The organism is Pseudomonas sp. NPDC087612 (genome assembly GCF_044743505.1).
GTDB lineage: Bacteria > Pseudomonadota > Gammaproteobacteria > Pseudomonadales > Pseudomonadaceae > Aquipseudomonas.
Map to the genome: position 1 here is coordinate 300,489 of NZ_JBIUWO010000006.1, position 26,442 is coordinate 326,930.

Consider the following 26,442-nt stretch of genomic DNA (forward strand, 5'->3'; position numbering starts at 1 on the left):
ACCCGCCTGGAATTAGTTGTTGTCGCTGTCTTTGTTGTCAACGCGATAACCGAAGCTGAAGCCGACCCCCTGGAACAGCACCACGTCAGCCAGTTGCCGGGCCAGGTCGCCGGCGCTGGCGAGCTTGGTCTTGGGCACGTAGAGCATGTCGTCCGGCTGCAGGTAGGCGACTTGCGCGGCGCTGGCATCCAGGGCCTTGTCGACGTTGTAGGGCACGGCCTGCACCTGGTTGCCGTTGCGGCGCATGATCACCACCGAGTCGAGCCGCGCCTTGACGTTCGGGCCACGGGCCAGGGTCAGGGCTTCAAGCACCGACACCGGGCGGCGGATCGGGTAGGCGCCGGGCTGGCCGACTTCACCCAGTACGTAGATCTCGTTGACGGCGGTGGACTTGAGCATCACGTCCACGGTCATGCGCCCCGGCAGGTCGGCGTAGCGCTTGTTCAGGTAGGTCTGCAGCTGGGTGACGGTCATGCCCTGCAGCGGCACCGAACCGATTTCCGGGAAGCTCGCCTGGCCGTCGCTGCCGACGGTGATTTCGCGGCTCATGCCGGTGGCCGGGTGGTTGAGCGCGCTCTTGAGGTTCTGCTCGTTGGTCAGCGGGCTGATCACCTGCACGGTGACGTTGTCGCGCCCGGGCTGGAACAGACGCTTGTTGCGGTAGGCCTGCTGGATGGTGCGCCGGGCTTCGTCCGGGGTTTGCCCGGCAACGTTGACCGAGGTGTTGGCCCGCGGCAGTTCGATGGTGCCGTCGGGCAGCACCAGCTGGTTGCCGTTGAGCGAGCTGGCTGCCGGGAAGGCCAGGCCGACGGTGTCGCCGGACTGGATACGGTACGACGCCGAGCCGCTGGTGCTGATGTGGAAGATCACATCGAGCACGTCCTGCGGGCGCAGCACCTGTTCGCTGCGCGGCAGTTCGGCGTCCTGGGCGTTGGCGGCATTGGCGGTCATGATCTGTACCGGCATCTGCCGGGTGTCCTGATTGGCGCAGCCGGCCAGGGTCAGCAGGCACAGCGCGAACGTCGTGTATTTCATGTGAGGCTCCTGGTCTGCTGGCCTAAAGGTTGTTGTACAGCCACTTGGGCATGTAGTACTTGCGCCGGTTGAAGACGCTGCCGATCAGCCTGGCGCCGGCCTGGGTCAGGCGCTGGGCGGCGGCCTGGGCCACTTCCCAGCGGGTTTCCTCGGCGCACACGACGAGAATCACGCCATCGACCAGGGTGCCGATGATCAGGCTGTCGGCGCTGGCGTACACCGCCTCGCCGTCGATCACCACGAAGCGGTAGTGCTCGCCCATGTGCTTGAGCAGCACCCGCAGCAGATCGGGGTTCAGACGCTCCTTGCCGCGCTTGTAGGTGCCGGCCGGCAGCACGTCGAACGGCTGGTCGGACAGGCGCACGATGCAGTCCTGCATCAACGGCGGGGTGTCCTGGTCGAACATCAGGTCGTTGAAACCGCGCAACTTGTGCAGGCTCAACTGCTGGCTGAGGTTGTTGCCGCTGGGGCTGCTGTCGACCAGCAAGACCGGGCCGCCGCTCATCAACGCCAACTGGCTGGCAAAGGCCAGGGCGCTGGTACTGGTGCCGCTGCCGGTGTTGGCAGCGGTTAGCAGCAGGATGCGCTGGTCTTCATCGAGCACCGTGGAGGTCAGGTTGGTTTCGCTCGGGGTGGCGATCGTCAGACTTCTTGAAGTAGAACCGTCCATTCAACTTGCTCCGTGGCCGCTGAAGACTTTGAAGGGAGTCTTGAAGAGGATCTTCAGATCCAGCATCAAGCTCTGTTCGTTGATGTAGCTCAGGTCCAGTTCGACTCGCTGGTCGAAGTCTATGTCGCTGCGTCCGGAGATCTGCCACAGGCCGGTCATGCCGGGGTAGATGCTCAGGCGGGCGAGGTGGTTGTCTTTGTAGCGATAGGCGTTGAACGAGGTAGGGCGCGGGCCGACCAGGCGCATGTCACCGAGCACCACGTTGAACAGGTTGGGCAACTCGTCCAGGCTGCTGCGCCGCAGCCACTGGCCGATCGGGGTGACGCGCGGGTCTTTGTCGATCTTGAAATCGATGGCATCGGCGCCGTGCTTGTTGAGGTGGCGCACCGAGTCCTTCAAGGCCTCGGCGTTGGCGACCATGGTGCGGAACTTGTACATGCCGAAGGCGCGGCCGCGATAGCCGGTGCGTTTTTGCACGAAGAACACCGGGCCGGGGCTGCTGAACTTGACCAGCACGGCCAGGCCCAGCAGCAGTGGCGAAATGATCGCCAGAATGCACAAGGCACCAAAGCAGGCGACCACCCGGTTGGTGCGCGACAGGGTCCAGGGGCGCCCGCCGGCACGGCCGGTCAGCCAGCCACGGCCTTGCATGTGAATCGCCGCGTCGATGCGCTGGCGGTGCGCGGGGTCCATGCGCTTGTCTTGATACAGTGCCTGCAGTTGCGCACTTTTAGGTTGTCCTGTCATACCGTTCTCCGTTGCTGCGCGGGCAAGTGCCCGTTGACCCGCACCGCGTCCCGGTCAAGTTGCGGGTAGTACTGATGAAACCAGGCAATAAAACGCCCGAGCCCTTCATCCAGCGAAACCTGGGGGGTGAAGCCGGTGACCTGTTCCAGGGCGCTGGCATCGGCACAGGTGGCCAGCACATCACCCGGTTGCAAGGGCAGCAGCTCGATGCTGGCGCTGCGTTGCAAGTGTTTTTCCAGCAAGGCCACGTAGTCGGTGAGTTCCACCGGTCGCTGGCCGCCGATGTTGAACAGGCGCCACGGCGCGTGGCTGCTGGCCGGGTCCGGATGCTCGCGGTCCCAGGCCGGGTTGGCGGTTGGCGCCAGCGGGATCAGGCGTACCAGGCTTTCGACGATGTCATCGATGTAGGTGAAGTCGCGCTGGTGCTGGCCGTAGTTGAACAGCTGGATCGGCCGGCCTTCGGCAATCGCCCGGGCGAACTGGATCGGCGACATGTCCGGGCGGCCCCAGGGGCCGTACACGGTAAAAAAGCGCAGGCCGCTGGTGGGGATGCCGAACAGGTGGCTGTAGCTGTGGGCCATGGCCTCGTTGGCTTTTTTGGTCGCCGCGTACAGCGACAGCGGGTGGTCGACGGCATCCTCGACCCGGTACGGGGTGTGCTGGTTGGCGCCGTACACTGAGCTCGACGAGGCATACAGCAGGTGCTGCACCGGATGGCGGCGGCAGCCTTCGAGAATGTTCAGAAAGCCGCTGAGGTTGCTGTCGATGTAGGCCCGCGGGTTTTCCAGCGAGTAGCGCACCCCGGCTTGCGCCGCCAGGTGAATCACTACCTCGGGTTGCTCGCTGGCAAACAGCTCGGCGATGCCGGCGGCATCGTTGAGGTCGAGGCGGTAGAGGGTAAAGGCTCTGGCCTCAGCTTCGACCCAGCGCACCCGCGCGTGCTTGAGCGCCGGGTCGTAGTAGTCGTTGAAGTTGTCCAGGCCGATCACCTGGTGGCCGTCGCGCAACAGCCGCAGGCTGCAATGGGCACCAATGAAACCGGCGGCGCCGGTGACCAGGATCTTCATGGCGCCGGTACCTCCGGCTGCACCTGGCGCAGGCCGATGCCACTGTAGCTCAGGCCGAAAGTGGCGACCTGGTCGGGGTTGTACAGGTTGCGCCCGTCAATGATCAGGCGGCTGCGCAGCTTCTTGGCCAGCAGGGCGAAGTCGACCACGCGAAAGTTTTTCCACTCGGTGCAGATCACCAGGGCGTCGGCGTCTTCCAGGGTGTCGTCGCGGGTGGCGCACAGCTGCAGGTCTTTGCGGTAGCCGTAGATGCGCCGGCATTCGGACATCGCCTCAGGGTCAAAGGCGCACACGGTAGCGCCTTCGGCCCACAGCGCTTCCATCAGGTAGCGGCTGGGGGCTTCGCGCATGTCGTCGGTGTTGGGCTTGAAGGCCAGGCCCCAGACCGCAATCGACTTGCCGGCCAGGCTGCCAGGAAAGCGCTGCTTGAGCTTGGCGAAGAGGATCTGACGCTGGCTGTCGTTGACTTCACTGACGCTTTGCAGCAGGCGCAGCGGCATGCCGCTGCGTTCGGCGGTGTGCAGCAGGGCGCGCAGGTCCTTGGGAAAGCACGAGCCGCCAAAGCCGCAGCCGGGGTAGATGAAGTGGTAGCCGATGCGCGGGTCGGAGCCGATGCCTTTGCGCACCGCTTCGATGTCGGCGCCCAGGTGCTCGGTGAGGTTGGCCAGCTCGTTCATGAAACTGATGCGCGTGGCGAGCATGGCGTTGGCCGCGTACTTGGTCAGCTCGGCGCTGCGGTTGTCCATGAACATGAGCTTTTCATGGTTGCGGCAGAAGGGCGCGTAGAGCTCGGCGAGCTGGTCGTGGGCCTGGTCATCGGCGGTGCCGACGATGATCCGGTCCGGACGCATGCAGTCGGCCAGGGCGCTGCCTTCTTTAAGGAATTCGGGGTTGGACACCACCCGCACCTTGAGTGCGCCCTTGCCCAGGCGCTGCAGTTCTTCGCCGGCCAGGGCGGCGACCTTGTCAGCGGTGCCGACCGGGACGGTGGACTTGATGATCAGGGTGCGATCGGCTTCCATCAGCCCGGCGATCTGCCGGGTCACCCCCAGGACATGGGAGAGGTCGGCCGAGCCGTCTTCATCCGGCGGCGTACCGACGGCGATGAAGATCAGTTCGGCGTGACTGACCGCATCACTGGCCTGGGTGCTGAACAGCAGGCGGCCTTCCTTGATGTTTTCTTCGAGCATGGCCGAAAGCCCCGGCTCGCTGATCGGCGGTACGCCCTGACGCAGTTGACTGATCTTGTGCGCATCGACATCGACGCACAAAACCCGGTGTCCTACGTCTGCGAGGGCCGCAGCTTGCACAAGACCGACATAGCCGGTGCCAAATACGCTCACGTCCATGTCGGCGTGCCTCGTATGGAGTAATGAGGATGAAACAGTGGTGTGATTTCGGTATAGCCCACCCGTGGGAAGTCGTGTCAATCAAATGGCATGTTTCGTCGGATTTACACTCGCTGTGATTTGGGCTTTTTGCTATCAAGCCGTTCTAAATCCGGGGGTTAGCATTGGTGAGCACTGGCCAATTGCCGCATCGCAAAACGATGAACGGTCGAAGTCCGCGATAAACAAGGCGTTTATGGATGTGGATGTTTCACGAATGCAACGCTTTCGCGTTTTTGAACTGTCAGAATTGGCGCCGCCAAGTTAGGTCAAAAAACTGACGTTGTTCCGGTTTGCGCTTTGGGTGGCGACTGCTAACGTGTCAATGTCCGGGTGCTTGCAAGGTCAAAATTGGGCGAGGGGAAGATGTTCAAATACGTCAAGGAACTGCTGCTGGCGCTGTACCTGCTGAGCAACTACCCCTATTACCTGGAGCGCTTGCAGGCCATCGGCCTGAGCCCGGCGTTGCTGTTGTACCTCGGCGTCCTGGTGCTGCTGGTGCTGGCCTTGCTGCTGTGCGCCAACATCCGCCAGGCCTGGCTGCGGTGGGGCTTTGCCCTGGTGTTCAGCGCCAGCGCGGTGTTCTTCGATGCCTACACGCGCATTACCGCTGACTACCTGACCTACAGCGGTTTTATCTCAATGGTGTATTCCGGTGGTTTTATCGGCGAGGCCATCGAGCAGTACCACAGCGTGATCCTCCGGGTACTGGGCAGTTCACTGCTGTTGCTGCTGGGCCTGGGGCTCAAGCCACGCCACCCTGTGCCCGGGCCCGGGGCGCTGCCGTGGGCGGCGCCGCTGCTGGGCATTGCCTTGCTCACGGCGATTCTGTTCGTGCGCGCCGGTGAAGGCGCGCGCGGCCTGCCGATCATGTACACGCCGCTGGCCTATGCCAACCTGATGCTCTACGAGTCGCTGCACGACAGCGTCGGCCCCCGTGAGCCGGTGACCCTGGCACGCAGCGGCCCGGCCCTGGCCCGCGACATCGTGCTGATCATCGACGAAAGCGTCTCGGGCAATTACCTGGACCTGAACACCGCCCATGGCGTGCGCAGCCAGCTCAACCAGGCCCGGCCCGGGGTGGGCATTTTCAATTATGGCTACGCCGCCTCGATCGCCAACTGCAGCTCCGACACCAACGTCACCCTGCGTTATGGCGGCACCCGCGACGACTACCTGCGCATCAACTCGACCCTGCCGTCGATCTGGCAGTACGCCAAGGCCGCCGGCCTGGGCACCGTGTACATCGACGCCCAGCGCACCGGCGGCAACCTGCAGAACCTGATGAACGCGGCGGAAAAACGCGACATCGACCAGTTCATCCAGTTCGACAGCACCCCGGTGCGTGATCGCGACATGGCCGCTGTGGCCAAGCTCACCGAGCTGCTGGCCGACGGCAAAGCGCAACTGATCGTGATCAACAAGGTCGGCGTGCATTTCCCGGTGCACGACAAATACCCCGACGACTTCATGACCTACCGCCCGGCCTTGCCGCGCGGGCAGTACACCGACATCACCGACACCGGCCGGCGCGACGGATTCAATGGCCAGCCCGAAGACTGGGTGCTGTACCGCAATTCGTACATGAACAGCCTGCTGTGGAACGTCGGCGAGTTCTTCAACCGCCTGTTCGCCAAGGCCGACCTCAGCCAGGCGGTGCTCATCTACACCTCCGACCACGGCCAGGACCTGCACGAGCGCGGCAACCCGGGGCTCAACACCCACTGCGACAGCAACCCGGTGGAGGAGGAGGGCCTGGTGCCGCTGGTGGTGATCCAGGGCCAGGGCCTGCAAACCCTTGACTGGCAGGCGCAACTGGCAACCAACAAGGACCGCTCCAGCCACTACAACATCTTCCCCACCTTGCTGCAGCTGCTCGGCTACGACCCGGCCGGCATCGCCGCGGTGTACGGGCGCTCGCTGGTGGTGCCGAGCGACGACCCGTTCAGCTTCAATACCCGCTTCAATGCGCGGCTGGGGGCCAAGCCGGTGTTCAAGCATATTGACCTGAGCGAAGTGGTGACCCCGGGGGCGGCCTTGCCGAATGCGCAGATGCCGGTGGGCCAGGCGGATTGAGCGGGTGAAGGCACTATTTATCTAGCTCCGCCGTCAACGGCGGTGCTGCTCTCCTGACAGCCCCTCACTGTCAGGAACTTTTCCAATGACACCTGCAAAGCCAAACCCTGCGTTGATTTTCCACCGCACCTTGATCGGCGCGGCGATTCCTGCCTGGGTCAGCCATCTGGCGGCCAAAGACTTTCAAACCCTGCTGCAGAGCCAGCAACTGCCGTCGGCGATAGAGCCGCAGCTACAGGCTGCGCTCAAGGCTTCGAGGGCTGCACGCCAGGCGCTGGCAGTGCAGCTTGCCGCGCTCAAGGGCATCAGCCAGTTCTGTGCACCACTGTTGGCCCGTTCATTACGTGAGGCCCATGGGGTGGAAGTGGATGTGCTCAAGGCGCAACTGCACCAGGTCGGTTTTGAAACCCTTGGCGGGCGTACCTTGCCCAAGGGCGCGACCCACAGCAGCCTGCTTGAGGCGGCGCTGCAGAATTTCAGCGCCAACGAAGACCTGGGCCCTTTCAGCTACCTGGCTGACGCGCAAGGTCAAACCGTGAGCCTGAGCTGTGAGCGTTTCGTCGCCCTGTGCCGCGAACTCGACCTGGGTCGGCAGTATCAGCAGCACCTGGCCGAGGTGCTGCAGGACCCCGTCAGGGCCGCCAGCATGACGGCAGCGACCCGGGCCGACTTCGTCGCGCAAGTGCAGCGGGCGCGAAGCTACGGTGAAATCACCGACGCAGTACAGGCCGCGTTGTTGCTGCTGGCCAATGGCGCTGCGCCCCGGCTCGATGGCAAAGCCGTGGTCTGTCGGCAGATCAGCGTGCTGGGCAGCGTGCTGGACGGAGCGCTGTTGATCGGCCCGGATCCGGCGGCGAGCACTGTCACTGAACGCTGTGTGGCCTGGATCGCCGGCGCGCCGCTGTACCCGATCAAGGAGTATTCCTCGACCAGCGCCTTTGCCCACGACCTGGCTACCAGCCTGCAAACTGACGATTACCGCCAGGCAATACTCAAATGTGTGCCCCAGGCCGAGCGCCCGGCATTTGTGCGCGCCTTGAATCAGGCGCTGTACGTCGAACGCTTTGAGGGCGAAGAAAAGATCCGCCAACCGATCCGCAATCCGCGCCTGAAGGTCGAGGAACATGCGCTCGACGGCGAGCTGTGGAGCCGCTTGCAGCGCCTGCAGGTGCGCAGGCTCAAGGCCAATGCCCGGGTACTGGCGGTGCCGACCGCCGATGAAGACCGCGCCGCGCGCCTGGCGCGTTTGCAGCATTGGCTGGATATCGGCCTGAATGTGCTCAACGCTGCGGCGTTTGTAGTCCCGGCGCTCAATCCGTTGATGCTGGCGGTGACCGGCGCGCAACTGATGGGCAACGTGTTCCATGGCGTCGAGGCCTGGGAAGCCGGGGAAACCGCCGAAGCCCTGGCGCAGGTCGAGTCGCTGGTGGTCAACCTGGGGTTGATCGCAGGGCTGGGGGTAGCCGGCAGCGCCGCCGAACCGTCGCTGTTTGTCGATGGTCTGGAGCGTGTCGAATTGGCCAATGGCCAAGTGCGCTTGTGGAAGCCCGACCTGAGCGGTTATGCAAGCCCGGTGCAACTACCCGAGGGCCTGGCGCCCAATGCCCTGGGGCAGTACGCGCTGAACGATCAGTTGTACATCCGCCTGGATGGCAAGCTGTACCAGCAACGCTATGATGCCGGTCTTCAACAATGGCGAATCAGCCACCCGGACAACAACGACGCCTTCGAGCCGCCGCTCAAGCACTACGGTAACGGCGCCTGGCAGTTCCAGGGTGAACAGCCGCTGCATTGGGAGCGTGGCCAGTTGCTGCGGCGCATCGGCGTTCTGGCCGAGGGCCTGGACGATGCCAGCCTGGCACAGGCTGCCGAGATCAGCGGGGTCGACGACGACGTGCTGCGCCACATGCATGTCGAGCAGGGGCCGCTTGCACCGCTGCTGGCCGATACCTTGCAGCGCCTGCAACTGGACCGGCGCATTACCCGGATGGTCGCCGATATCCGCAGTGGTGCGGCGCTGGAGGCGGGCATGACCTATCCGCTGGCGTTGCTGGTCGAGTTGCCCAAATGGCCGGCCAACCGGGTACTGCAGGTGTTCAGGGGGCCGGAGCTGTGGGGTGAATCGCAGACCTATGGCCTGGAGCGCTGGCCCCAGGGTCACGCCTTCAAGGTGCTGGCCGCCGATGTGCGCAGCGGCAAGCTCGCCCAGGTGATGTTGCAGGCCTTGAGTGAGGCGCAACGCAGCGAGCTGCTGGGTGAGCATTTGCCCGAGCAGGCACGCTTGCCGGCCTTGCGCGAGCAATTGGCCGATCTGGCAGAGCGCAAGCGCAGCGCGGTGTTCGACAGTCTGTACGCCAGTATCGAAAGCGCCCCCGGCCTGGGCGCCAAGACCTTGCAGCGTGACTTCGCCTCGCTGCCGGATTCGCTTGCCGAGGAAATTGTGCGGCACGCCACTGCCCAGGAGCGTGGGCAACTGCTTGGCGAGCCAGCGCGCGTGCCTAGGCGTCTAGCCGAAGAGGCCCGGGCCTATCAACGCCAGCTGCGCCTCAATCGTGCCCTTGAAGGGTTGGTGTTCCCTGCACGAATGGCCCTGGACAGCGAGCGCCTGGCGCTGCAACTGCTCGCCGATTTGCCGGGCTGGAACAGCGATATTCGCCTTGAGCTACACCAACAGACGCTGGCCAGCGCGGTGCTGGCCAGCGTCGGTGACAGCGAGGCAGCGCTGCGCTCGATACTCAAGTACGAGGGTGGCTATCGCGTTTTCGATGCCCGCGGTAATGAACTGGGGCTGAGCGACGACTTTTTTGCTGCGCTGTTACGCGCACTGCCCGACAGCCTGCGCCAGTCGCTTGGGGTAGAGATCTACGAGCCCGCGCAACTGCGCCAGCGTCTGACCCAGCAAGCCCTGGGCAATCGCGCCCGCTGTTCGACCCTGATCGGCCAGCAACCCTCGCGGCCCTGGCTGCAGTCACCGCTGCGTCTGGCCGACGGGCGCAGCGGTTACCCGCTGGGTGGCGCAGTGGGGACGTTGCGCTCCAGCGAGTATCGTCGTTTGAGCGCCTTGTATCCTGAATTGCGCGCCAACGAAATCAGCGAAATCAAGAACCGTCTGAGAATCGAGAACGACGACCTCGGCGCCGCCATCCAGCGCCTGGAAGACGAGTATCGACAGTTCGGCCAAAGCCTCGACAACTGGGTGGCGCAACGTCCCAGCACCCGCGCGCGGGTCGATCGAGAGATGCTGCGTGACCGGCTCAAGGCTGCCTGGCGCCGTGTGGGTGGCGATCACAAACACGTACTGGACCTCTCGTCCTGGGCACCGGGCGGCTTGCCGGCTATCAATGCGCGCCTGGGCCATATCACTCGTCTGTTCCTGAACCGGATGGAACTGACGGCAGTGCCAGAGCCTTTTCTATCGGCGTTTTCGCAGCTCAGGGAGCTGAACCTGGACCATAACCAGCTGACTGAAATTCCCGCTGCGCTCGGCACCAGGACCAAGCTGCGTTTGCTCAGCCTTGAGTACAACCAGATCAGCGCCAATGCCCGGATGTTCGACCCGCTGCAAGCCCTGCGGGCCTTGCGTGGGCTCAGCCTCAAAGGCAACCAGATGGCCACGCTGCCGGTTGAAGCCATCAATGCGCTCGGCAAGCTCGATAGCTTGACCACCCTGAGCTTGCGTGCCAATGCTGCGACCCTCGATACCGAGCAACTGCAAGCGCTGGCGGAGATTCCGTTGCAGCAGCTGGACCTTGCCAACAACAACATCCAGCTGGACGAGGCAGGGGCCGCAACCTTTGCCGGCCTGGTACAGTTGCGTACTCTCACCTTGGCTAACAACCCCCTGGGTCGAGCGCCACAGCTGGCTACCCTGAGGGTTCTGGAACATTTGAGTCTGCGGGGCTGTCAGCTCGAAGGCTGGCCTGAAGGGCTATTGCAATTGATGCAGCCGCCGGGTTACCGGTTGCGCACGGTGGACCTGGGGAGCAACGAACTGACCGAGCTTCCGGACCTGGCGACTACAGCCTTTGGTGCTGACCTGCGCGCTGACGGCCAGCAAAGCCGCTGGATCTGGTTGAACCAGAACCCACTTAGTCCCGCCGCGGCAAATCACTTGCGGCGCGACCTGGGCGTGCCTTTCAGTCGTAATGCCAGTGGCCTGGCCACAGGCTGGCTGCGTGAGGCGAGTGCTGATCAACAGCAGTTGTGGGACGACCTGTTCACTGACGATGTCGCCGACCGTTCCCTGTTGCTGGTACTTGACCGGGCGCTGGAGTCCAGCGAAGCGCGCTTCGATTTCGCTAACATATCCGCCAGGGTATGGCGGTTACTGCGCGCCGCGAAAGACGCTGATCGGCTGTTCAGTGATTTGAATGCGATTGCTGTAGATTTTCCGCCAACCTGTGGCGACGCAGGGGCCGACGGCTTCAGTGCCCTGGAAGTCGAACTCCTGGTCTATCGCCAGAGCCAGGAGGCGCTTGACCCGCTGCAGCGCACGAGGGCAGTGGTGGGGTTGTACAAGCAGCTCTACCGCCGCGACCTGGTCAATTCCCTGGCCCAGCGTATCGGCCTGGCCCGTGACCTGCGTCGTAACGGCATTCGCGCCGGCACCCAGCCGCTTCCCGCCTTCGACCCGCTGGACAACCTCACTGATCAGGATCTGGATCATGAGTCCGATCCGGTCGAGATCCGTCTGAAGTTGCGCCAGGAGTTGGCCGCCAAGCTCGACTTCCCCGAACCGTCCAGCGGCATGCTTTTCGCGCACCGGGCGGGCGTTGATCGGCGTGTGGTGAAGAACGTCGAGCATGAGGTTCAGCGGTTGAGCGCACAAGTGCCAGCACGGCAGGAGTGGATGGCGTTGCAACCAGGCTGGAAACTCTATTTGCGCGAACTTCACGGGCAACGCTTCAAGACGCTCGAGCAAAAATGGCAAGCCGCAGAACAGTACCTGTTGCACTGCCTGAACGACTGGCACGATTTTGAAGGGCCGCTGGCCCCAGAGGTGCGCAGCGCCGTGCAACAGATCCTGCCGGACGCTGGCGTTGACGGCCAAGGGCATTTGCAACGTTTGCCACTGTCGGAGGGGCGTTACCTCACGGCTCAACGCCAGTTGAAAGAGCTCAGCGCTGCGGCCGAGCACGGCCTCATCCTCGAACTGACCCGCAGCAGCGAAAGCTAAGCGGCCTGAACGGCCTTGCCTTGCGTCGCTGCACTATCGGCGCAAGGCAAGCGCACCGGCGTCCTGGGCATGCAACGCGCGAAAGCTTTCGGCTTCTTCCACCAGCCAGTCATGCACCGCCCGCGCCCCCGGGTGCGCCAGGCCACCGGGCGGGTACAGCAACACATAACGCTTGTGGTTGGCGATCGGCAGGCCGAACGGTACGATCAGCGCGCCGCGTTCCAGCTCGTCATTGAGCAGGGTTCGCCGGGCAATGGCCACGCCGATGCCGGCAATCGCCGCCTCGATGGTCAGGTGGTTGCGGTTGAAGGTGTGCCCACGGCGCACGTCCAGGCCACTGGCGCCAATCCCCTCGAGGTAAAACTCCCATTCGGCGTATTCCGAACTGCCGCGCCAGGCGGTGATGTCGTGCAGCAGCGGGTAGTGCGCCAGGTCCGCCGGGCCGTGCAGCGGCGGGCGGCCGCGCAGCAGGGAAGGGGCGCAGACCGGGAAGATCTGTTCGTCGAGTAGCGGTGTGGAATGCATGCCCGGGTAGCTGCCGTCGTTGAGGTCGATGGCCAGGTCGAAGTCGCCTTCGTGCAAGGCCTGGCTGCTGTCTTCGGCCACCAGGCGCAGCTGGATGTCCGGGTAGCGTTGCTGCAGGCGCGGCAGGCGCGGGGTCAGCCACTTGGCCAGAAACGACGGGATCGAGCGCAGGCGCAGGGTGCCGCGGATTTCGCCAGCGTCCAGGCGGCGCAACTCGGCATCGATGCTGCCATAGGCTTCGCCGACGGTCTGCGCCAGGCGCTGGCCTTCGGCGGTCAGCTCCACACCGCGGGCGCGGCGCAGGAACAGGCGAAAGCCCAGGCGCTCTTCCAGTTGGCGGATCTGCTGGCTGACCGCGCCGGGGGTGATGTGCAGTTCTTCGGCGCAGCGGGTGAACGACAGGTGCCGCGCCGCACAGGCAAACACATGCAGCCAGACATACATCTGGCCATTCATTTGTCGCTTCATCGTTTAGCTCTGCTAAAGGCTTGCTTAGAAAGTTTCGTTGGTCAACACGCAAGTGACCGGGCAGTATCGCGCAACTTCGCGACACCCATCAATTTTTTAACAGTGCCGTTGCGTGACATGGATTGTTGCCTCGGTCAGGCATTAGCATGGCTATCAGTGTTTTCGACCTTTTCAAGATTGGCATCGGCCCCTCCAGCTCCCACACCGTAGGCCCCATGCGTGCGGCGGCAACCTTTGCCCAGGCCCTGCGTGAGCAAGGCCTGCTGGAGCAGGTCAGCCGGGTCGAGGTGCGCCTGTACGGCTCGTTGTCGGCCACCGGCGTCGGCCACGCCACCGACCGCGCCTGCCTGCTCGGGCTGATGGGCGAATGGCCGGACCAGATCGACCCGCAAAGCATCGAGCCGCTGATCGCGCAACTGCAGCAGAGCCAGGTACTGATGCTCGACGGCACGCAGGCGATTGCATTCGACTGCGCCAGCGACTTGCTGCTGCTCGATGAAAGCCTGCCGTATCACCCCAACGCCATGACCCTGGAAGCCAGCAGCGCATCGGGTTCGTTGCTGCAGCAAACCTACTATTCGGTCGGTGGCGGTTTTATCGTCGAGGCCGCGCAAGTGGGCACGGCCGGCACCAGCGCCGAGCAGGTGCAACTGCCCTATGACTTCGACAGCGCCGCCCAGTTGCTGGCGCTGTGCAAGCAGCACAAGCTGCGGGTCAGCCAGGTGATGATGGCCAACGAGCTGGCCTGGCGCGAGGAAGCCCAGGTGCGCAGCGGCCTGCTGAAACTCTGGGCGGCGATGCGCGAGTGCGTCGACAACGGCCTGCGCAACGAGGGCATCTTGCCGGGCGGGCTCAAGGTCAAGCGCCGCGCCGCCAAGCTGCACCGCAGCCTGCAGGAGCTGGGCAAGCCCAACGTCATCGGTTCGACCCTGAGCGCCATGGAGTGGGTCAACCTGTTCGCCCTGGCGGTCAACGAAGAAAACGCCGCCGGCGGGCGCATGGTCACCGCACCGACCAATGGCGCCGCCGGCATCATCCCGGCGGTGCTGCACTACTACATGAAATTCAACCCCGAGGCCTGCGACAACGACGTCGTCGACTTCCTCCTCAGCGCCGCTGCGGTGGGCATCCTGTGCAAAAAGAACGCCTCGATCTCCGGCGCCGAAGTCGGCTGCCAGGGCGAGGTCGGTTCGGCCTGCGCCATGGCCGCGGCCGGCCTTGCCGACGTGCTGGGGGCAACGCCCATGCAAGTGGAAAACGCCGCCGAAATCGCCCTTGAGCACAACCTCGGGCTGACCTGCGACCCGGTCGGCGGCCTGGTCCAGGTGCCGTGCATCGAGCGCAACGCGATTGCTGCAGTCAAGGCCATCAACGCCGTGCAGATGGCCTTGCGTGGCGATGGCGAGCACTTCATCTCCCTCGACCGGGTGATCCGCACCATGCGCGACACCGGCGCCGACATGCATGCCAACTACAAGGAGACGTCACGCGGCGGCCTGGCGGTCGCCTTCGTCGAGTGTTGATCGTTTAAAAAGCAAGGCTTCGCTGGCAAGCCAGCTCCCACAGGGATTGCACCATTCCTGTGGGAGCCGGTCTTGCCGGCGATGGGCTGCACAGCAGCCCCAGGTTTTACCCAGCAACAAAGCAGTTCGTTCATAAGCAACAAAAACAACTACAAGGCAATATCGATGACTGATGTAAATAGCACCACGACCGTTCGTGTGGACTCGGCCGCGCCTGCGCAAAGCCGTGCCTGGAGCCGTCACGACACCACCTGGGTCCTGGGCCTGTACGGCACCGCCATCGGCGCCGGCACCCTGTTCCTGCCGATCAACGCCGGGGTAGGGGGCTTCTGGCCGCTGCTGGTACTGGCGGTACTGGCCTTCCCGATGACCTTCTACGCCCACCGCGGCCTGACCCGCTTCGTGCTTTCCGGCAAGCGCGGCGCCAGCGAAGACATCACCGAAGTGGTCGAAGAGCACTTCGGCGTCGGCGCCGGCAAGCTCATCACCTTGCTGTACTTCTTTGCCATCTTCCCGATCCTGCTGGTGTACAGCGTCGCCCTGACCAACACCCTGGGCAATTTCATGGAGCACCAGCTGCACATGACCCCGCCGCCGCGGGCGCTGCTGGCCTTGCTGCTGATTTGCGGGCTGATGATCGTGGTGCGCAGCGGCCAGGGCATTATCGTCAAGGTCATGAGCCTGCTGGTCTACCCGTTCGTGGCCGCGCTGTTGCTGCTGGCGGTGAGCCTGATCCCCAACTGGAACGGCGCCTTCTTCGCCCAGGCCAGCGAGGGCATGCCCCTGGAGCTGTTCTTCAAGACCCTGTGGCTGGCCATCCCGGTGATGGTGTTCTCGTTCAACCACTCGCCGATCATCTCCGCCTTTGCCGTTGACCAGAAGCACCGCTACGGCGAGCAGGCCGACGCCAGGAGCGGCAAGATCCTCGCCAGCGCCCATGTGATGATGGTGCTGACGGTGATGTTCTTCTGCTTCAGTTGCGTGCTGGCCCTGAGCCCGGCGGACCTGGCCGCTGCCAAACAGCAAAACATCTCGATCCTGTCGTACCTGGCCAACCACTTCCAGACCCCGGTGATCGCCTTTGTCGCGCCGCTGATCGCCCTGGTGGCAATCACCAAGTCGTTCCTCGGCCACTACATCGGTGCCAGCGAAGGCTTCCAGGGCATGATCGTGAAAAGCCTGCGCAGCCGTGGCAAACAGGTCTCAAGCAAGCGCCTGGAACAGATGACCGCGTTGTTCATAGTCATCACCTGCTGGGCCGTGGCGACCCTCAACCCGAGCATCCTCGGCATGATCGAGAACCTCGGCGGGCCGATCATCGCCTGCCTGCTGTTCCTGATGCCGATGTACGCCATCCACAAGGTGCCGGCGCTGCGCAAATACTCGGGCAAGGCCTCGAACGTGTTTGTGGTGCTGATTGGCCTGATTACCCTGTCGGCGATTCTGTTTTCGTTTTTTGCCTGACGTTCCCCTCTGATATGCTGGCTATAGCCTATAGCCAGCATTCAGTCGCAAGGGACCTGCATGAAAACCATCGCCAAGCTCAGCGCCACGGTGCTGCACCGTCACTATGGTGAACACGCCTTTGCCCAGGCGCTGGCCGAAAAAGAGTTGCACGATCTGCGGATCATCACCTACGGCGTGGCAGGCAATCTGGCGTCGATGGTCAAGTACCTGCACAACACCTTCCTGCGACGCGCCAAAGGCTCCTGCCGGGTGATGATCGGCCTGTCGAACATTGACAGTATCGGTTCCGAGGCGCTTGCCGGCCAGATCCGCAAGCTGTTCAGGCATTTCGATCCGCAATCGGGCATCGAGCTGTTTGTGCATGGCGCTTGCCACATCAAGCTGCTCAGCTATCGCGGGGTGAGCTTTCTTGGTTCGCAGAACCTTTCGGGTGCTGCCGAACCCTACTTCAACGGGATCGAAGACAAGCTCTACTTCAATCGCTTTCATGAAGCCCTGGTGCGCATCGAAGATCCTGGCAATGCCTGCGCCAATGCCTTGTTTGACCGCGTGCTGGATGATCGCATGCTCTGTCAGCGCATCTATCGGCGCAGCGCTGCCCAGGCCTATGCCGATGCGCTGATCGAGGGGGTGAAGATCGACACCGCCGCCAGCCATGTCGCCCAGGCCCTGCAACTGCGCGCGGCATTGAAAGGCCTGAGCGGCTACATTTGCCTGGCGCCTGAATGCCGCGATCGCGTTGCGCTGTACCGGCTGCTATCGAAAATAGGCCAGGCCAGTGCGCCGCATACCCTGGTCGAGGAACTGTTCGATGAGTTGTATGGCACCGACGACTTTGCCGATGTGAAGGATGAAGCGCTGCTGTTCAGGCTTTGGAGCCTGGTCCACTCGCTCAATGACCAGCTTTCTTTGCACAAGCCGAAGGTGCTGGAGTTGCTGGAGGAGGCCGAAGCCCTCGAGGCGTTGAAGTTCGATGCGCAAGCACTCGAGGAATTCGGGCAAGACCTTCAGCAACTGACCGCCCGTCACCTGTTCACTCATCTGCAGGAGTTTGTCGAGCACCAGGAGTTTGCGATTATCCAATCCATCATGTCGAACCCGGAGTACGAGCATTCCTATATGTATGGGGCCACGGACGAGGACGGCAACCTCGACCACGAGCGCATCGAGCGCAACCTCTGCAACAGCGAGCTGATGTCGCTGGATCAGAAGCTCGAGCGTATCGACCCTCGGCCCATCCTCGACGCCATCGAGCAATGCCTGGGCCGTCATCTGCACCGCCTTCATGACTCATCGGCGCTGCTGCAGCAGGCCAATGCGCTGTTGCAGGACATCGAACAGCAGTATCAGCATGAGCTGCAAAGTGAGGAGTTTTGCAGCTTTTTGCATAAGCGCAATCTGCTCCCGGAACCCTCGCTGTTGTGAATTCTCAACCAGGCGATCGCGCGCCGAGATCAGCCTGTGATCTCGGCGCGTGGTCAGCGGCTAGCGCGACTCGCTCTTGAGCTTGGCGAAGCTTTTGCGCAGGTCACTGGCCCAACCGTCCAGCACCGGCTTGACGTTCTCCAGGGCCAGCTTTGAGGTGTCGTTTTCCAGGGCCTCGCCGGTGCCTTTGCGCACCACCTGGGCAATCACCTTGTTATTGCCGCCGTCGAGGAAGGCCGCCTCGGTGGCGATGTCGACTTCCTGGTCGCGGCCGCCGGCGGCGGTATTGACCGCAGCGGCCACCAGGGCGATGGGGATCACTTCGTAGGGTTTCAGGCCTTCGGTCTTGGTCGATACCGCGGTGATCGCCGGGCGCACCACCAGCACGCCGGGGCCCGGGCCCTGGGCCAAGGGCAATTCGGCGCCCAGTTCACGCTTGAGCGCGGTGTTGTAGTACTGGGTGATCTGGCTGAGGATTTGCGGCGAAATCGCCGCGGTAGGCTGGGGCTTGGGGTAGAACTGGCTGGGCTCGATAAACACCTGGGTAAAGCGCGCGGCCTTCACTTGTGGGTCGATCCAGCGCATCACCGGCTGGCCGGAGCTGCTTTCGGCGGGCTTGAGGCGGCTATAGTCCTTGAGAAACCCGGAGTACTGGCTGGGGTCGACCTGGCTGCTGGAGCAACCGGCAAGGACGATAAGGGCAGAGCAGAGCAGGGTGGAGCGCAAGGTGGGTTTCATCGACGTTCGTATCCTTGGCAATGACCGCACGGGACGGGGAATTGATCGCCTGAACAACGCTAGCAGCTCTTGGCCTGGCCGCCAGTTCATTGACCCCGGTCAAGCGCACCCTGGCCTGTCGGGCGCAGGGTGGACAATCACTACCGCCCCGTCGAGGACACCGCCATGGCCAAGATGAAAGCTGCGATTTTCGTTGAAAAGAACCGCATCGTGCTGGACGAAAAGCCGATCCCCGAAGTAGGCCCGCTGGATGCGCTGATCCGCATCACCACCACAACCTTGTGCGGCACCGACGTGCACATTCTGCGCGGTGAGTACCCGGTGGCCAAGGGCTTGACCATCGGCCACGAGCCGGTGGGGGTGATCGAAAAGCTCGGCTCCCAGGTACAGGGTTTTGTCGAAGGCCAGCGGGTGATCGCCGGCGCCATCACCCCAAGCGGCCACAGCTTTGCCTGCCTGTGCGGTTGCGGCGCCCAGGACGGCCCGGATACCCGCCACGGCTTTCGTGCGGCGGGCGGCTGGAAATTCGGCAACAGCATCGACGGCAGCCAGGCCGAGTACCTGCTGGTGCCCGATGCCACCGCCAACCTCTGCGCCATTCCCGATCACCTGAGCGACGAGCAGGTGCTGATGTGCCCGGACATCATGTCTACCGGGTTTTCTGGCGCCGAGCGTGGCGAGGTGCAGATAGGCGACACGGTCGTGGTCTTTGCCCTCGGCCCGATTGGCCTGTGTGCCGTCGCCGGCGCGCGGCTCAAGGGCGCGACCACGATCATTGGCGTCGATACCGTCGCGGCGCGGATTGAAGTGGCGCACAAGCTCGGTGCAACCCATGTGGTGGATTTCAACCAGGGCGATGTGGTCCAGCAGATCATGCAGCTCACCGATGGCCGTGGGGTTGACGTCGCCATCGAGGCGCTGGGCACGCAATCGACCTTCGAATCAGCGTTGCGGGTGCTGCGCCCCGGCGGCACCTTGTCGAGCCTGGGCGTGTACTCAAGCGACTTGCGCTTGCCGCTGGACGCCTTTGCCGCAGGGCTTGGCGACTACCGCATCGTCAGCACCCTGTGCCCCGGCGGCAAGGAGCGCATGCGCCGGCTGATGGAAGTGGTAGGCAGCGGCCAGGTGGACCTCAAGCCGCTGGTGACCCATCACTTCAAGCTCGATGACATTGAGGCGGCGTATGAGTTGTTTGCCCATCAGCGGGATGGGGTGATGAAGGTGGCGATTACCCCTTGAGTGTGTCGAGCGCAAAGCGCTCGCAATGATTTTGACTATGCAATACTGGTCAATCCTTACCACCCCTGGACCCCGCAATGGACCTGCCCCGCCGCTTGCGCAGCAAACAGCTGAAACTCCACGCCCCGGAACTGACCTTCGCTGCGCAACTGCAGGCGGTGCTCAACGCCAACTTCGATTTTCACCGTGAGTTTCTGCCCTGGGCCCGTGACGACTGGACCCTGGAGCAGGCGCGCCAAAGCCTGCTCCAGGCCCGGCAGAACTGGGCAGCGCCCCAGGGTGAAAAACGCTACTACCTGTTCCTCGCCAGTGGTGAGCTGATCGGTTGCCTCGGTGTGCGCCCGGATGCCCAGGGCAAGGTCGGCCTGGGTTACTGGATCGCCGAGGCCCATGCCCGGCAGGGCTTGATGACCGAGGCGCTGGAAACGCTGTTGCCAATGCTCGAAGGTTCGCTGTTGTGGCTGACCACGTCGCCGGCCAATGTTGCGTGCCAGCGCCTGGTGGAGGGGCTGGGGTTCAGGCGGGTGGCGTCGGCGGCTGGGGCGAATGCGCGGTTGCGGTATGAGTTGAGGTGTTGATTTAAAGTCGGCGTTGCCTGGGTTTACGAGCGCTTCGCACTCGATCGCTGGCAAGGCCAGCTCCCACAAGTTCAGCGTCACGCCGGCCACTGTGGGAGCTGGCTTGCCAGCGATGAGGCCGGCAAAGCGCTAGCCAATTTCAGGTCCTAGGACCTATCCTACGCAGATCTGTCGATCTCACAAGCTTGCCCGGGGAAGGTCTGCACACTAGGCTCGCTCGGTCACTGAATGTTCGGTGACCGGGTTTGGCGACCCGGACAAGTTAAGACATCACCATGACTCTCTATGGTGGCTGTGCGCGGGAGGGCTTCGGCCCTGCCGGGTTCCTAACTTACCGGTTCGCCAACCCGCGTACAGCTGCCACCCATTTTGTTTGGCGACGAAAGCGTGGCGGCTCCACAAGTTAGGAGTTGACCATGAAAAAGCTCGTCCCCGATCCCCCAAGCCTGCACCTCGCTGAAACCGTTGAAACCCCTGTCAGAAGTTGCCCGGAGCATCCGCCGCTATTCAGCGTGTGTGCAGGTGTCAGCGCCGAAGACGCGCTGGTGCATGCCTTGCTGTACCTCAAATGTGCCAGCGCCACTATTGGCCAGGCGGTGCAGCACTGCAGTGAGGAAGGACGAGAGTTTGTCTGGTCGGCCCAGCAGTCGGTAGAGCTGGCCAGGGCGCTGGTGGATGCGTTGTTGGATGGGATTGAGTTGAGGGTGGTCAAAGACTGATTCGGCGTTGCCTGGATCGCGGGGCAAGCCCGCTCCCACCCGGTGGCGTTGAACCTGTGGGAGCGGGCTTGACCCGCGATGAGGCCGCCAGCGTCAATCCTTGACCAACGCCCGCAACGCCGCCTTCGCCTGTGGTGTTTGCAGCCGTTCGATAAACAGCAGGCCTTCACGCTGAACAGTGTCGGCCAGTTCCTGGCGGTGGGCATCCTTGAGCAGGCGCTTGCTGATGCGCAGTGCATCCTGGGGCAGGGCCTGTAGCCGTGCCGCCAGCTTGCGCGCCGCCGCCAGGCACTGTTCGCCATCTTCATGCAGCTCATTGGCCAGGCCCCATTCAACGGCCTGTTCGCCTGTGAGCAGTTCATTGCACAGCAACAAGCGCGCGGCCCGGGCATGACCGAGCAGGCGTGGCAATAGCAGGCTGGAGCCAAACTCCGGGCACACCCCCAGCGGCACGAACGGCATGCGCAGTTTAGTGCAACGGCTGACCAGTACCTGGTCGCAGTGCAGCAGCAAGGTGGCGCCGATGCCGATGGCGGCGCCGGCAACCGCTGCGATCAGCGGCTTGTCCAGTGCCAGCACCACGCGCATCAGGCGAAACACCGGGCTGTCCATGTCGCTGGGTGGGTTGTCGAGGAAGTCCTTGAGGTCGTTGCCGGCGCTGAAGCATTGCACGCCGCCGGTCAGGAGGATGACCTCGACCTGAGCATCCTCCTGGGCCGCCAGCAATAGCTCGCCCAGCTGGCTGTACATGGCGTTGCTCAACGCATTGAGCTTGTCCGGGCGGTTGAAGGTCAGGGTCAGCAGGCCCTGGTGCAGTTCGCGGGTGATCAGTTCGTTCATGGCGTGCCTGTGTTGTTGTAGGTATCAGAACGTCGGCGGGGTGATCACCCAGATCACCACCGCATCCACTTCGCCGGGGTTGCCGTAACGGTGCGGCTCCTGGCTGGAAAAACTGAAGCTGTCGCCTTCGCCGAGCTGAAAATAGCGCTCGCCAACCCACAGCTCGAAACTGCCGGACAGCAGGTAGCCGGCTTCTTCGCCGTCATGGCTGTAGCTTTGCTGGCTGTAGGTGCCCGGCGGGAAGCGCGAGTGGAGGATTTCCAGCTGGCGGTTGGGTTGCGGGGTCAGTAACTGGTCGACGATGCCGTCTTCGTAGTGCACGCTCAGGCGGCTGTGCTTGCGCACCACGTAGCCGTTGTCCTCCGGAGCGGTGCTGGCCTCGCTGGCGAAAAACCACTGGATGGTCACGCCCAGGCTGCGGGCGATGTTGAACAGCGCCGGGATCGACGGGTAGGAGAGGTTGCGCTCCAGCTGGCTGATGTAGCCGGCGGTCAGCTCGCTCTGCTCGGCAAGCTCGGCCAGGGTCATGCCGCGGCGCTTGCGCAGGCCGCGGATACGGGTGCCGAGAAAATGCGCGGTGCTGGTGCCTTCCTGGCTGGCGGCGGGCGGCGTCTTGCTGCTGTTGCTCATGGCGTGCTCCGAACCGCACTGTCAAAGCCCCGGAGTATAAACAGGCTTACAGGCTCCAGGCGACCTTCAAACCGTCGTAGACGGCTTCTTCCACCGTGCGCGGGGCCAGGCAGTCGCCGATGCGTTTTACCTCGACCAGGCCGTGCAGCTCGGCGGCCAGGCTATCGACCGGCTGATGGCCCTGGCACAGCACCAGGGTGTCGATGTCTTCGAAGATCATCGGCTCGCCGCTGGCGGTGTGTTGCAGGTACACGGTGGTGTCGTCGCAGCCGTACAGGCGCGCATAGGGGGTGATCGGGATACCCAGCTTGTGCAGTTCGCCGGCCATCTGGTCGCGCACGTACAGCGGCAGGCTTTCGCCGCAGTGGGTGCCATTGACCGCCAGTTGCACCTGGTGGCCTTCACGCACCAGGCGCTCGGCGATGCCCGGGCCGATCCAGTCGCAGCGCCAGTCGACCACCAGCACCGAGCGCCCGGGCCGGGCCTCGCCACGCAGGATCTGCCAGGCATCGAGCACCTGCAGTTCGCCACCGCGCTCGAAGGCCGGCCAGTAGGGTTCGGCGCCGGTGGCGACGATCACCAGGTCGGGCTGTTCGCGTTCGACCAGGGCGCGATCCACGCGCGTGTTGCGCACCACCTTGACCCCGGCCAGCTGCATCTCCCGTTGCAGGTTGGTGCTGGCGCCGCCGAATTCGGCCCGGCGCGGCAGCAATTGCGCGAGCAGCACCTGGCCGCCCAGCTGTGTGCTGGCTTCGTACAAAGTCACGTCGTGGCCGCGCGCTGCCGCCACTGCCGCCGCCTTCATGCCGGCCGGGCCGCCACCGGCGATCATGATGCGCTTGCGCACAACTGCCGGCTGCAAGCTGCCGAACTGCTGCTCACGCCCGGTTTCCGGATGCTGGATGCACGAGATCGGCAGGCCCTTGTGAAAGTGGCCGATGCAGGCCTGGTTGCAGGCGATGCAGGCGCGTACATCTTCGACGCGCTCAGTGCGGGTCTTGTTGGGCATTTGCGGGTCGCAGATCAGCGCGCGGGTCATGCCGCAGACATCGGCCTGGCCACGGGCGAGGATCAGTTCGGCTTCCTGGGGCTGGTTGATGCGCCCGGTAACGAACAGCGGAATGCTCAGTTGCGCCTTGAAGGTCCCGGCCTCGCGCGCCAGGTACGCCGCCTCGATAGCCATGGGCGGGACGATGTGCACGGCGCCGCCGAGCGAGGCCGAGGTGCCGGCGACGATATGCACGTAGTCCAGTTCTGCTTGAAGCAGCTTCACCGCCGCCAGCGATTCATCCTCGGTCAGGCCCTCGGCGTCGCGCTCATCGGCGCTGATGCGCAGGCCGATGATGAAGTCGTCTGCCGTCGCCGCCCGCACTGCGGCGATTACTTCACGGACAAAGCGCAGGCGTTGCTGCAGCTCACCGTTGTAGCCATCGCTGCGGCGGTTGACCCGTGGGTTGATGAACTGCGCCGGCAGGTAGCCGTGGCTGGCCACCACCTCGACGCCATCGATGCCGGCCTGGTGCAGGCGCCGGGCAGCAGCGGCATAGCCAGCAATGATCTCGTCGATCATGGCCTGGTCCAGCGCCCGTGGCATCACCCGAAAACGCTCGTTGGGCACCGCCGAGGCCGAGTAGGCCACGGCCAGCAAGCCGTCGCTGGACTCCATGATTTCCCGCCCGGGGTGGAAGATCTGCGACAGCACCACGGTGCCGTGGGCATGGCAGGTCTCGGCCAGTTGGCGGTAGCCGTCGATGCAGGCATCGTCGGTGGCCATCAGCACGTGCGAGGTGTAGCGCGCACTGTCGTGCACCCCGGCCACCTGCAGTACGATCAGGCCGACGCCGCCGGCGGCACGGGCCTGGTGGTAGGCAATCAGGCGCTCGTTGACCAGGTTGTCGGTGGGCATCGAGGTGTCGTGGCCGCTGGACATGATGCGGTTCTTCAGGCGTTTGCCACGGATGTGCAGCGGTTCGAACAGGTGCGCGAAGGTCGACATGCGGGTCAGGCTCCAGCGGGGTGTTGTTATTATTTTTCTATAGAAGTGTACCGCCAGTAAAAAATCAACTTGTTTTTTTACTGGCCTTTGACTAGTTTGCACATCACCCCGGGTCCTGGGGCACACCTCACAACAACAAGAAAACGGGCCACGCATCACGTGGTACCGGCAAGAGGAAGCATTGATGAAATCGAACCTGCTCAAGCTCTCTCCCTGGTTGCTTGCCCTTGCAGTCGGCGGCGCCCAGGCAGCACCGGACATGGTCGTGGTCGCCTATGGCGGCGCCGGCCAGAAAGCCCAGGATGCGGCGATCTTCAAGCCTTTCAGTGCCCAGGACGGCAGCACGTTGATCCAGAGTGAATACAACGGCGAAATGGCCCGGATCAAGGTCATGGTCGATACCGGCAACGTCGACTGGGACCTGGTGCAGATCGAAGGCCCGGACCTGATGCGCGGCTGCGACGAGGGCATGTACGAGCGCCTCGACTGGACCCAGCTCGGGCGTGCCGAGCAACTGATACCCGACGCCGCCCAGGAGTGCGGCTCGGCGGTGCTGGTGTGGAGCGTGGCGATTGCCTACGACCGCAACAAGCTGGCCCAGGCGCCGGCCTCGTGGGCGGATTTCTGGGACGTCAAGAAAATCCCCGGCAAGCGCGGCCTGCGCAAGCGTGCGGTGTACAACCTGGAGTTCGCGCTGATGGCCGACGGGGTCAAGGTCGAGGACGTCTACAAGGTCCTGGCCACCCCCGAGGGTGTCGACCGCGCCTTCAACAAGCTCAGCGAGCTCAAGCCCTATATCCAGTGGTGGGAAGCCGGCGCGCAACCGGCGCAGTGGCTGAGCGCCGGCGACGTGGTCATGACCTCGACCTACAGCGGTCGGGTCGCCGTCGCCGCCCAGGAGGGCAGCCCGCTGGCCCTGGTGTGGCCGGGCAGCCTGTACGGCATGGACTACTGGGCGATCATCAAGGGCTCCAGGCATGTCGACCAGGCCAAGCGCCTGATCGCCTTCGCCAACCAGCCCGACACCCAGGTGCGCTACGTCAAGCAAATCCCCTACGGGCCGACCAACACCCAGGCTGCCGCCGAGCTTGATCCGAAGCTGGCGAGCTGGGTGCCGACGTCCAGGCAGAACCTTGAGGGCGCACTGTCGATGAACGTCGAGTTCTGGGTCGATCACGGCGATGAGCTGGAAGAGCGCTTCAACGCTTGGGCCAGTCGCTAACCCCTGTGGCTGGACATCGTACGGTGTCCAGCCCTATTGTCTGGCCAGTTTTTCGCCTGAGGACAACAATAATGACCGAGACCGAAATCCGCCTGCGCCAGGAACTGGCCGCCTGCTATCGATTGATCGCGCACTTTCGCATGACCGATCTGATCTTCACCCATATCTCGGTGCGCATTCCCGGCCCCGAGCATCATTTTCTGATCAACCCCTATGGTTTGATGTTCGATGAAATCAGCGCCTCTAACCTGGTCAAGATCGACCTGGCGGGCAGGGCGGTGGAGGCTTCGCCGTACCCGGTGAACCCGGCCGGTTTTGTCATTCACAGTGCCATCCACGGTGCCCGCGAAGACGCCCAGTGCGTGCTGCACACTCACACCAAGGCTGGCTGCGCGCTGGCGGCGCTCAAGTGCGGGTTGCTGGCGGTCAACCAGATTTCCATGGAATTCCACGGCAAGGTTGCCTACCACGACTACGAAGGCATCGCCCTGGACATGGCCGAACAAGCGCGCCTGGTCGATGACCTGGGTGACAAGGCGGTGCTGATTTTGCGCAACCATGGCTTGCTCAGTGTCGGGCGCAGTGTCAGCGAGGCGTTCCTGCGCATGTACTACCTGGAAAAAGCCTGCGAGATCCAGCTCACGGCGATGGCGGCCGGCGAGCTGGTGCTGCCGTCGGAAGAAGTCTGTGCCCACACCGAACGCCAGTTCAACGAACCGGCGCGGCCGCTGAAGGAAGGTGAGCTAAGCGATCCGGACGGCATGCAACTGGCCTGGTCGGCATTGCTGCGTCTGCTCGATCGGGTGGCGCCGGGCTATCGCGACTGATCAGCAGTTGTTGTACAGTCGTTCAATACGCAATCCTGTGGGAGCGGGCCTTGCCCCGCGATCTGCTGCGAAGCAGCAGTAAAACC

20 protein-coding genes are annotated in these 26,442 nt (G+C 63.6%); 10 read left to right on the plus strand and 10 right to left on the minus strand.

Translation table 11 applies throughout. The features are described from left to right. Positions 1–12: 12 nt before the first annotated feature. The 5 genes from ACIOVF_RS14790 to ACIOVF_RS14810 are packed head-to-tail and all read right to left on the minus strand — an operon-like array spanning position 13 to position 4,868. On the minus strand, positions 13–1,035 hold the full coding sequence (locus ACIOVF_RS14790; RefSeq protein WP_123566862.1) for a polysaccharide biosynthesis/export family protein: 1,023 nt from the start codon (positions 1,033–1,035) through the stop codon (positions 13–15). Positions 1,036–1,057: 22 nt separating this feature from the next. Next, positions 1,058–1,705 carry a CpsD/CapB family tyrosine-protein kinase gene (locus ACIOVF_RS14795; RefSeq protein ID WP_045198772.1) on the minus strand — a complete coding sequence of 216 codons (648 nt, stop codon included), beginning with the start codon at positions 1,703–1,705 and terminating at the stop codon, positions 1,058–1,060. Beyond that, entirely contained in the window at positions 1,706–2,452 is a 747-nt protein-coding gene (locus ACIOVF_RS14800) for a sugar transferase (RefSeq protein WP_045198774.1), read from the minus strand. It abuts the gene before it with no gap. After that, a complete protein-coding gene (locus tag ACIOVF_RS14805) occupies positions 2,449–3,519 on the minus strand; it encodes an NAD-dependent epimerase (protein WP_093383288.1) in 1,071 nt (356 codons plus the stop codon). The genes ACIOVF_RS14800 and ACIOVF_RS14805 overlap by 4 nt, the downstream gene beginning before the upstream one ends. Next, on the minus strand, positions 3,516–4,868 hold the full coding sequence (locus tag ACIOVF_RS14810) for a UDP-glucose/GDP-mannose dehydrogenase family protein (protein ID WP_258597630.1): 1,353 nt from the start codon (positions 4,866–4,868) through the stop codon (positions 3,516–3,518). The genes ACIOVF_RS14805 and ACIOVF_RS14810 overlap by 4 nt, the downstream gene beginning before the upstream one ends. A 405-nt stretch (positions 4,869–5,273) precedes the next feature. Here ACIOVF_RS14810 and ACIOVF_RS14815 point away from each other — a divergent pair, with 405 nt between their 5' ends. After that, entirely contained in the window at positions 5,274–6,983 is a 1,710-nt protein-coding gene (locus ACIOVF_RS14815) for a sulfatase-like hydrolase/transferase (RefSeq protein ID WP_401290385.1), read from the plus strand. Positions 6,984–7,068: 85 nt separating this feature from the next. Beyond that, on the plus strand, positions 7,069–12,159 hold the full coding sequence (locus tag ACIOVF_RS14820) for a dermonecrotic toxin domain-containing protein (protein ID WP_401290388.1): 5,091 nt from the start codon (positions 7,069–7,071) through the stop codon (positions 12,157–12,159). Positions 12,160–12,192: 33 nt separating this feature from the next. Here the strand turns inward: ACIOVF_RS14820 and ACIOVF_RS14825 are convergent, their stop codons facing one another. Beyond that, positions 12,193–13,152: a LysR substrate-binding domain-containing protein gene (locus ACIOVF_RS14825; RefSeq protein ID WP_045198779.1), complete on the minus strand. Its 960-nt coding sequence runs from the start codon at positions 13,150–13,152 to the stop codon at positions 12,193–12,195. A gap of 146 nt (positions 13,153–13,298) precedes the next feature. Between ACIOVF_RS14825 and ACIOVF_RS14830 the strand changes: the two genes are divergently transcribed. The 3 genes from ACIOVF_RS14830 (at position 13,299) to ACIOVF_RS14840 (ending at position 17,567) form a co-directional block, all read left to right on the plus strand. Further along, positions 13,299–14,675 carry an L-serine ammonia-lyase gene (locus tag ACIOVF_RS14830; protein WP_401290390.1) on the plus strand — a complete coding sequence of 459 codons (1,377 nt, stop codon included), beginning with the start codon at positions 13,299–13,301 and terminating at the stop codon, positions 14,673–14,675. 165 nt (positions 14,676–14,840) lie between these two features. Next, on the plus strand, positions 14,841–16,139 hold the full coding sequence (locus ACIOVF_RS14835) for a serine/threonine transporter (protein WP_401290392.1): 1,299 nt from the start codon (positions 14,841–14,843) through the stop codon (positions 16,137–16,139). Between the two features lie 60 nt (positions 16,140–16,199). Next, positions 16,200–17,567 carry a hypothetical protein gene (locus ACIOVF_RS14840; RefSeq protein WP_401290395.1) on the plus strand — a complete coding sequence of 456 codons (1,368 nt, stop codon included), beginning with the start codon at positions 16,200–16,202 and terminating at the stop codon, positions 17,565–17,567. Positions 17,568–17,627: 60 nt separating this feature from the next. On the opposite strand, the gene ACIOVF_RS14845 is transcribed toward ACIOVF_RS14840, so the two are convergent. After that, positions 17,628–18,305 (minus strand): DUF3313 domain-containing protein, encoded by a 678-nt coding sequence (locus ACIOVF_RS14845; protein WP_045198785.1) that lies wholly within the window; start codon positions 18,303–18,305, stop codon positions 17,628–17,630. A gap of 165 nt (positions 18,306–18,470) precedes the next feature. Between ACIOVF_RS14845 and ACIOVF_RS14850 the strand changes: the two genes are divergently transcribed. The 3 genes from ACIOVF_RS14850 (at position 18,471) to ACIOVF_RS14860 (ending at position 20,841) form a co-directional block, all read left to right on the plus strand. Further along, positions 18,471–19,544, plus strand: a complete 1,074-nt coding sequence (locus ACIOVF_RS14850) for an NAD(P)-dependent alcohol dehydrogenase (protein ID WP_045198787.1) — start codon at positions 18,471–18,473, stop codon at positions 19,542–19,544. A gap of 77 nt (positions 19,545–19,621) precedes the next feature. Beyond that, a complete protein-coding gene (locus ACIOVF_RS14855; RefSeq protein WP_045198789.1) occupies positions 19,622–20,122 on the plus strand; it encodes a GNAT family N-acetyltransferase in 501 nt (166 codons plus the stop codon). 416 nt (positions 20,123–20,538) lie between these two features. Further along, positions 20,539–20,841, plus strand: a complete 303-nt coding sequence (locus ACIOVF_RS14860) for a DUF3077 domain-containing protein (protein ID WP_258717046.1) — start codon at positions 20,539–20,541, stop codon at positions 20,839–20,841. Between the two features lie 93 nt (positions 20,842–20,934). Here the strand turns inward: ACIOVF_RS14860 and ACIOVF_RS14865 are convergent, their stop codons facing one another. The 3 genes from ACIOVF_RS14865 to ACIOVF_RS14875 are packed head-to-tail and all read right to left on the minus strand — an operon-like array spanning position 20,935 to position 24,307. Next, on the minus strand, positions 20,935–21,681 hold the full coding sequence (locus tag ACIOVF_RS14865; RefSeq protein WP_401290400.1) for an enoyl-CoA hydratase-related protein: 747 nt from the start codon (positions 21,679–21,681) through the stop codon (positions 20,935–20,937). A 24-nt stretch (positions 21,682–21,705) separates the two neighbouring features. After that, positions 21,706–22,311 (minus strand): helix-turn-helix domain-containing protein, encoded by a 606-nt coding sequence (locus tag ACIOVF_RS14870; protein WP_045198793.1) that lies wholly within the window; start codon positions 22,309–22,311, stop codon positions 21,706–21,708. Between the two features lie 46 nt (positions 22,312–22,357). Then, positions 22,358–24,307 (minus strand): FAD-dependent oxidoreductase, encoded by a 1,950-nt coding sequence (locus ACIOVF_RS14875; protein ID WP_045198794.1) that lies wholly within the window; start codon positions 24,305–24,307, stop codon positions 22,358–22,360. 184 nt (positions 24,308–24,491) lie between these two features. On the opposite strand from ACIOVF_RS14875, the gene ACIOVF_RS14880 reads away from it, so the two are divergent. Further along, positions 24,492–25,529: an ABC transporter substrate-binding protein gene (locus ACIOVF_RS14880; RefSeq protein ID WP_045198796.1), complete on the plus strand. Its 1,038-nt coding sequence runs from the start codon at positions 24,492–24,494 to the stop codon at positions 25,527–25,529. A gap of 71 nt (positions 25,530–25,600) precedes the next feature. Then, positions 25,601–26,356: a class II aldolase/adducin family protein gene (locus ACIOVF_RS14885; RefSeq protein WP_045198799.1), complete on the plus strand. Its 756-nt coding sequence runs from the start codon at positions 25,601–25,603 to the stop codon at positions 26,354–26,356. Positions 26,357–26,442: the final 86 nt, after the last annotated feature.